This is a genomic window from Actinoplanes sp. NPDC048967 (genome assembly GCF_040649415.1).
GTDB lineage: Bacteria > Actinomycetota > Actinomycetes > Mycobacteriales > Micromonosporaceae > Actinoplanes.
The window spans coordinates 1,102,412-1,108,725 of the sequence record NZ_JBEZFL010000002.1; the positions used below are offsets into that span (position 1 = coordinate 1,102,412).

Sequence of the window (6,314 nt, forward strand, 5' to 3'; positions counted from 1 at the left end):
TCCGGACAATAACCGCATGTTCGACTCTCGACGGTCCCCGCGAGGCGCACGCCGGCGCGTCACCCCCCTCGGCGCGCTGGTAGCGACCGCCGCCCTCGGCTCCGGCCTGTTCGCAGCGCAACTGGTCCACCCCGGCCCCACCGAGCCGCCCCGGATCAGCCCGCAGTACGTCGCTCTCCAGCCGCGCCCATCCGGTGGCGTACTCACCCCCATCAACCCCGGCTTTGCCGCCGTACCCCAGACCGGTGGACGGATCGCAGTGGCCAAGTCCCCGGTCACGGTCCGCTACACCTTCGACGGAGGAGTGAACCAGCCCCTGACCGACACGCACGGCGCGTACGCATTGCGGGCACTCGCCCAGAACGGCGGCACCCTGAGCCTGGTCCCGCAGGGCAACGGCCTGGCCGTGCAGTACCCGACCCGCTGCACCCTGGCCCGCGAACGGCAGTGCCCGAGGGCGATCCTCGAAGGCTTCCGCGAGGACGCCCTGAACCCCGGCACCCGCCCGATGCGCTACGGAGCGTCGATCATGATGACCCACCGGGATCTGGCCGACGGCGCGAACGTTTTCCAGAAGGGCTACTCGGTCGGTGGGGTGAGCCAGTTCAAGCTGCAGGTGGACCACCGGCAGGGCCACCCGAGCTGCGTGATCGCGGGCCGCGCCCAGATCTATCGCGCGGAACCGTTGATGGACGTGGCGGACGGTCGCTGGCACAACCTGATGTGTGCCCGGACCAGGGACCGCCTGACCCTGACGGTCGACGGCCTGGAACGCGCCTGGGTCCGCCTCCCGGCGAACCTGTCGATCGCGAACGCGGAACCGCTGCGGGTGGGCGGCAAGGGCGCGGGCAAAGGCAACGACCAGTTCTCCGGCCAGATCGACAACGTCTTCCTGACCATCGCCTGACGGACCAGGTCCTACTCCAGCAACGAGTCGTCGATCTCGCGCTGATCCGCGGCCCGGTCCCGTTCGTCCTGCTGGAGCCGGCGCTCGTCGATGTTCGACAACGCCTGGACCATCTGGACTTCCTGGTCGTGCAGCTTCGCTTCGCGCGCGGCGAGCTGCCGCTCCCGGGCACCGAGCCGGGAATGATGTCGCCGCAAGAGCCGCTCCTGGTCATCGAGCTTGCGGCTGCGACTCTCGAGGTCCGCGTCACGCACGTCGGCTTCATGCTGTCGATCGGCGAGCCGCGTCTCGCGCTTCTCCAGGGAGCGTTGCCGGTCGTGGAGTCCGTCCAGCAACTGTCGCGCCTCGGTGTCCCGCACCTCCGCGTCGACCTCTTGCTGATCTTCGCGCGACCTCCGGGAGGATGAGCTGACGTCGTCGCCTGCCACCCCGAGATCGTAAGGCCGCCGCGTCGCCCGGCGCCACGAGTCGGTCAGCAAGACCATGTGGTCACGACGGAAGCCGGCCGATCGTCGCGACCTCGACGCGGTCGGCGGGACAATGCCACACCGCCCGCCCGCGGATCTCGATCGCCGCGAGCGGATGGCTGCGCGGATGGCGCGGGCAGAACGGCCAGTTGGTGGGCCGGCCCAACGTCCACAGCGCCTCGACCGCCCACTCCTGCACCTGGTCAGCCAGCTCGGCGACCTGCAAAGCCGGCAGCCGTCCGAGCGTGATCGAGATCCCCTGCCCGGACCCGTCCTGGGCGTAGAGGAAGGCGCTGGCGGTGCCGGGGAGGTCGTTCCAGGCCTGGTCGCGAAGCTCGGGAAGAACGCCTCCGGGCCGGGCGAGGTCAGCCAGGATCGGGACCAGGGCGGCGGCCAGCTCAGGGTCCATGGTCCCAGTCTCCTACCCCGTGCGCTGAGAACAGGCGAAGGCTCGGGCCATCACCACTGGCCCGAGCCGCCGTCTCGACCACGAGCTGGAGCTGTCCCCGGCCACGCTGTCATCCCGATCTTAAGACGCAGGCCTCCAGGTCTATCGACGCACATCCGCGTGCGTCCCTGACACTTCAGACGGAGGAAATCCGGCCAGCCACTCCGCGTGCAGGCGCATGCGAACCAGGTCGTCCGGAAAACAGCTCTCCCAGGGGCCATCCAGGCTCAGCCATGCGGCCGGCTGACCGGGCTCGGCCTGCAGCGGAAATGCAGGATCGGCGATCGCGGCATAGGACAGGCCCAAGCTCGCCGGCTTGTCGGGATGGTAAGAGCGGACGCAGACAGCGGCCGGCCGATCGAAAAGACCGACATCCACTCCGGTCTCTTCACGCAACTCACGACGCGCTGCCTCACGGGGCGTCTCCCCCGGCTCAACCTGCCCGCCCGGCGGAACCCAACCGCGCCACGGATGCCGCACCAGCAGAACCCGGGACAGGTCCGCATCGAACACCCAGACCTCGGCCCCCAACGGATGCCCGGGACTGCCACCAGAGGCAGCCACCCAGCCCGCGACATCGTCATATTCGACCCGTGCAGCACCAACATCGCCCAACGCGGCCGCCAGCGACCGCCGCTGCAACTCGTCACGACTCATGCCCGCAACCTAGCGAGGGGGTATGACACCGCCGCCCTCGATCTCAGTGCCACGAGTCGGCCAGGAAAGCCACTCGGTCGTTGGCCGACTCGTACGCCATCATCGGCGGGTGACTGTCGAAAGTTCCTTCGGCGTACACGAGCACGGACTTGCTGAGCGCTGCACCAAGGGTCCGCAGGAAACGGCAGAAGGCGTCCAGCCTCTCCTGACCCTGGATCTCATGCAGGCTGACATCGCTCACGATCTCGCCGGAAGTCCACGGTCGGATGATCCACTCCAAGCCGGGGTCGGGCCAGACCCACACACTCCGCAGCGAGCCCTTCAGGTTTGAATCGAACAGCTCAGCGGCTGCTGCCGGCAGCGGACGCCGCTCGTCGCCAACCTGGTACTCACACCGCCAACCCTCGGACCGGATGAGCTCCAACAGCGCTTCCCAGTCCGCCCTCGCGGTATCAGGCACCACGACGTCAGGAGCGCTCCCGTTCTGCGACGGATCGAACCACTCTGCGACGTCGACCCATCGGATGATCTCCACCCGAGCGATTCTCCTGCCACGCCTCCCGCTGAGCAGAGGCGCGCCAAGACGACGAACGCCTGGCCTCGGCATCAGCCGCGACCAGGCGCTTCGTATGTGGAGCGGGTGACGGGAATCGAACCCGCACTGTCAGCTTGGGAAGCTGATGTTCTGCCATTGAACTACACCCGCGAGCGGCCCCACTGTACCCGATTACCGGGCTTGATGGCGGAGCCGCCCCGAGTAGGCACCGGCCGGACCTGGTGCGGCCCAGCTCCCTCCCGAACCTGGCAGCGCCCCGCGACGCAGAGCGGTGGCCGGCCGGTGCCTACGACCTTGCGGCGGCGACCAGGGGGCGGCCTAAGTTGGCGGCCGGGTCGCGCCACGATCGGGTGATCGGGGGGTATCGCAGGGTCATTGCCAGGGGCAGGGCGCCGGCGGGGCCGTGGCGGCGGAGCATGGCTGTGGTGATGTCGAACTCGAAGAGGCGCCAGTCGACCAGGGCGGAGGCGCGGAGGGCTTCCGCCAGGCGGTTGATCACCGCCGGGTCGGTCACCGGGTGGGCGTGGCCGGTCACGTACGCCTCGTCGTCGCTTTCCTCCGGTGGGTACGAGTGCAGGGCGTAGCGGCCGTCGCGTTCCAGGTCGCGGCGTTTTGCCGAGTTGACCACGAAGCAGTAGAGGCCTTCGTCGGTGATGACCGGGGACACGGGGTGCACGCGGGGCCCGCCGTCGGCGCGGACTGTCGCGAGGTAGCCCATGCCGGGGCCGTACTGCTGGAGCAGTGCGCGGACAGCCGCGGCGAGCTCGGGCTCAGCCGCGGCGAATTCGGACCAGGAAGCCATGCGAACATCATATCGAACATATGTTCTAGTCGACCACTGAACACGCACTCCAATGCCGGTCGGTATGGTGTGCCGATGCTGCTCTCCGACCGTGACCTGGTCTCCGAGATCAAGTCGGAAAACCTCGCTCTCGAGCCGTTCGCGCCGGAGCTGATGCAGCCGTCCAGCATCGACGTCCGGCTGGACCGCTTCTTCCGCGTGTTCAACAACCACCTGTACACGCACATCGACCCGGCCGAGCAGCAGGACGATCTGACCGCCGAGGTCGAGACGGCCGACGGCGAGCCGTTCGTGCTGCATCCGGGCGAGTTCGTGCTGGCCTCGACGCTCGAGGTGATCACGCTGGGCGACCAGCTGGCCGGGCGGCTGGAGGGCAAGAGCAGCCTGGGCCGGCTCGGCCTGCTGACCCACTCGACCGCCGGCTTCATCGACCCGGGCTTCTCCGGGCACGTGACGCTGGAGCTGTCCAACGTGGCCAACTTGCCGATCAAGCTGTGGCCGGGCATGAAGATCGGCCAGCTGTGCATCTTCCGCCTGTCGTCCCCGGCGGAGCACCCCTACGGCTCGGCGGTCTACGGCTCGCGCTACCAGGGCCAGCGCGGTCCGACCCCGAGCCGCAGCCACCACAATTTCCGCACCTGGCCGACGACCTGACAGACCCCAAGCAAGATCAAGCCCAAAGGCAGGATCAAGGGCATGTCGTGCCTGGTTGCATGGCACCGACCGTCGCTCCCGCCGAGACCGGGCGAGGGCGGCCAATCGCCTGGCGGCTCATGAACGGCCACCCTCACCCTGCCGGCTGCGTGCTCACAAGACCGGCCAGGCGCCGGAAGGTCGCGTCAGCACCGACGAGCCGGCCATGACCCACCGGTAGTCGGGCAACGGCTCGACAACGGCCCCGCAGCCCCGCAGCCCCGCGACGTCAGTGCCGTTGATCCGCACCTCGGGATCGTCGACGAACTCGGTCAGGTCCGCGAGCCGGCGATCGTCGCAGCAGGCCGGCTAGCGCCGGTGGAAGTCCCGCCCAGCGTCGCCGGCCATGACCCCAGATCCTCGCGCGGCGGACGCGCCCGGGGTCGCAGCCAAACGCAGCGATCAGAGGCGCCAGAGGAAGCGCAGGCCAGGGCACACTCGTCGCACCGTCGGGCAGACGCGGAAGCAACCGCGGCGCATCATAACCCCCCAAAGTCAATACAATGCCCGAATGGACCAAAACGGTACGATCTTCCGCCTCACCACGCGTCGCGTGCTCGCCGCCGCTCTGGTGATGGCCGCCTCGGGCGCGCTTGCCGTGAACGCGCAGCCGGCCAGCGCCTCGTCGCACCAGCCTTGCAAGATCGAGAAGCACAGCACCACCGCCGGCATCACCAAGGTCGGTACGGCCACCGCCACCGTCGTCACCGACGGCGTCAAGCTGACCACCGCCCGGTCCAGCAACGCCGACAAGGTGTCGTGGCGCAGCTCCTTCAAGCCGGTGGCGGCCAGCACGGTCACCGAGATGAGCTACGAGACGGTCAAGCTCGACACGACCGCAGGCGACAACAACACCGTCAACGACGCTGCGCTGCCCTCGTACCACGTCTTCGTCAGGACGGCCGCCGGCGAGGGCGTGCTCATCTTCGAGCCGTACTACTACCTGGGCTCGATCGGCGCCGGCAACCCGCAGCGCAAGGTCCGCACCGAGTGGAACGTGCTCGACGGTCCGCTGTGGACGTCCTCGACCACGATCACCGGCCTGCCCAAGACCGCTGGTGGCCCGGCCACCAAGACCTTCGCGCAGGTCGTCGCCGAGAACCCCCGGATGACCGTCACGGGCATCGGCTTCGGACTCGGCACCTACAACGCCGGAGTGACCGCCGTCCTCGACGAGCAGCGCTTCGCCACCGCCCGGCAGTGCACCGAGCACCAGTGGTCGACCGGCTTCAGGTCCGGCGGCTGGTGGCACTAGGCACCGGCAACTGACGCACCGGCCGGGTCCACCAGGACCCGGCCGCGCGCACCTCCCCGTCCTCGTACGATTGCCGCGAGCTATCCGCGGCTGAGAGGACACCACCGTGTACCTGATGATCTCGACCTATCGCGCCCCGCTCGAGCAGGTCGACGAGGTCCGGACCGCACACCTCGCCTTCGTCGACGAGCTGCAGCGGGCCGGCGTGCTGGTCTCCGCCGGCCGCCAGGACCCGCCGGTCGGTGGCATCCTGCTGCTGGACGTCGAGTCCGAGGCCCGGGCGCACGAGCTGCTCGCCGACGACCCCTACGTCCGCCAGGGCCTGGCCGACTACGCCGCGACGGGCTGGCAGCCCACCCGCGGCGTCCTCGCCGACTGGAAAAACCCCACCGCCTGAGTCAGCCCGGCGGCAAGCCCGGCCGTCCAGGCGCAAGCCGGCGGCAAGCCCGGCCGTCCAGGCGCAAGCCGGCGGCAAGCCCGGCCGTCCAGGCGCAAGCCGGCGGCAAGCCCGGCCGTCCAGGCGCAAGCC

Annotated in this window: 9 protein-coding genes and 1 tRNA gene; 4 read left to right on the forward strand and 6 right to left on the reverse strand. The window is 69.2% G+C overall.

The window, feature by feature from the left end; genetic code table 11:
• Positions 1-16 precede the first annotated feature (16 nt).
• On the forward strand, positions 17-907 hold the full coding sequence (locus AB0C12_RS11865; protein WP_360546798.1) for a LamG domain-containing protein: 891 nt from the start codon (positions 17-19) through the stop codon (positions 905-907).
• An 11-nt stretch (positions 908-918) separates the two neighbouring features.
• On the opposite strand, the gene AB0C12_RS11870 is transcribed toward AB0C12_RS11865, so the two are convergent.
• The 6 genes from AB0C12_RS11870 to AB0C12_RS11895 all read right to left on the reverse strand — a co-directional run bounded on the left by AB0C12_RS11870 (position 919) and on the right by AB0C12_RS11895 (position 3,837).
• Positions 919-1,335, reverse strand: a complete 417-nt coding sequence (locus tag AB0C12_RS11870) for a hypothetical protein (protein WP_360546800.1) — start codon at positions 1,333-1,335, stop codon at positions 919-921.
• Between the two features lie 61 nt (positions 1,336-1,396).
• On the reverse strand, positions 1,397-1,783 hold the full coding sequence (locus tag AB0C12_RS11875; RefSeq protein ID WP_360546802.1) for a hypothetical protein: 387 nt from the start codon (positions 1,781-1,783) through the stop codon (positions 1,397-1,399).
• Between the two features lie 141 nt (positions 1,784-1,924).
• Positions 1,925-2,479 carry an NUDIX hydrolase gene (locus AB0C12_RS11880; RefSeq protein ID WP_360546804.1) on the reverse strand — a complete coding sequence of 185 codons (555 nt, stop codon included), beginning with the start codon at positions 2,477-2,479 and terminating at the stop codon, positions 1,925-1,927.
• A 43-nt stretch (positions 2,480-2,522) separates the two neighbouring features.
• On the reverse strand, positions 2,523-3,014 hold the full coding sequence (locus tag AB0C12_RS11885; RefSeq protein ID WP_360546806.1) for a hypothetical protein: 492 nt from the start codon (positions 3,012-3,014) through the stop codon (positions 2,523-2,525).
• Between the two features lie 97 nt (positions 3,015-3,111).
• A tRNA-Gly gene (locus AB0C12_RS11890) sits at positions 3,112-3,185 on the reverse strand.
• Positions 3,186-3,321: 136 nt separating this feature from the next.
• Positions 3,322-3,837, reverse strand: coding sequence for a pyridoxamine 5'-phosphate oxidase family protein (locus tag AB0C12_RS11895; protein WP_360546808.1), 516 nt, complete (start codon positions 3,835-3,837; stop codon positions 3,322-3,324).
• 75 nt (positions 3,838-3,912) lie between these two features.
• Between AB0C12_RS11895 and dcd the strand changes: the two genes are divergently transcribed.
• The 3 genes from dcd to AB0C12_RS11910 all read left to right on the forward strand — a co-directional run bounded on the left by dcd (position 3,913) and on the right by AB0C12_RS11910 (position 6,182).
• The gene (gene dcd, locus AB0C12_RS11900; protein ID WP_360546810.1) at positions 3,913-4,491 is read left to right on the forward strand and encodes a dCTP deaminase; all 579 of its coding nucleotides are present in this window, start codon (positions 3,913-3,915) and stop codon (positions 4,489-4,491) included.
• A 550-nt stretch (positions 4,492-5,041) separates the two neighbouring features.
• Positions 5,042-5,785 carry a hypothetical protein gene (locus AB0C12_RS11905; protein ID WP_360546812.1) on the forward strand — a complete coding sequence of 248 codons (744 nt, stop codon included), beginning with the start codon at positions 5,042-5,044 and terminating at the stop codon, positions 5,783-5,785.
• A gap of 115 nt (positions 5,786-5,900) precedes the next feature.
• Entirely contained in the window at positions 5,901-6,182 is a 282-nt protein-coding gene (locus AB0C12_RS11910; protein ID WP_360546814.1) for a YciI family protein, read from the forward strand.
• The last annotated feature ends 132 nt before the right edge of the window (positions 6,183-6,314 follow it).

Excerpts from the sequence above, each read along its gene's own strand:
- AB0C12_RS11865 (WP_360546798.1), top strand. The coding sequence starts at position 17 with ATGTTCGACTCTCGACGGTCCCCGCGAGGCGCACGCCGGCGCGTCACC.
- AB0C12_RS11875 (WP_360546802.1), bottom strand. The coding sequence starts at position 1,783 with ATGGACCCTGAGCTGGCCGCCGCCCTGGTCCCGATCCTGGCTGACCTC.
- AB0C12_RS11880 (WP_360546804.1), bottom strand. The coding sequence starts at position 2,479 with ATGAGTCGTGACGAGTTGCAGCGGCGGTCGCTGGCGGCCGCGTTGGGC.
- AB0C12_RS11895 (WP_360546808.1), bottom strand. The coding sequence starts at position 3,837 with ATGGCTTCCTGGTCCGAATTCGCCGCGGCTGAGCCCGAGCTCGCCGCG.
- dcd (WP_360546810.1), top strand. The coding sequence starts at position 3,913 with ATGCTGCTCTCCGACCGTGACCTGGTCTCCGAGATCAAGTCGGAAAAC.
- AB0C12_RS11905 (WP_360546812.1), top strand. The coding sequence starts at position 5,042 with ATGGACCAAAACGGTACGATCTTCCGCCTCACCACGCGTCGCGTGCTC.
- AB0C12_RS11910 (WP_360546814.1), top strand. The coding sequence starts at position 5,901 with ATGATCTCGACCTATCGCGCCCCGCTCGAGCAGGTCGACGAGGTCCGG.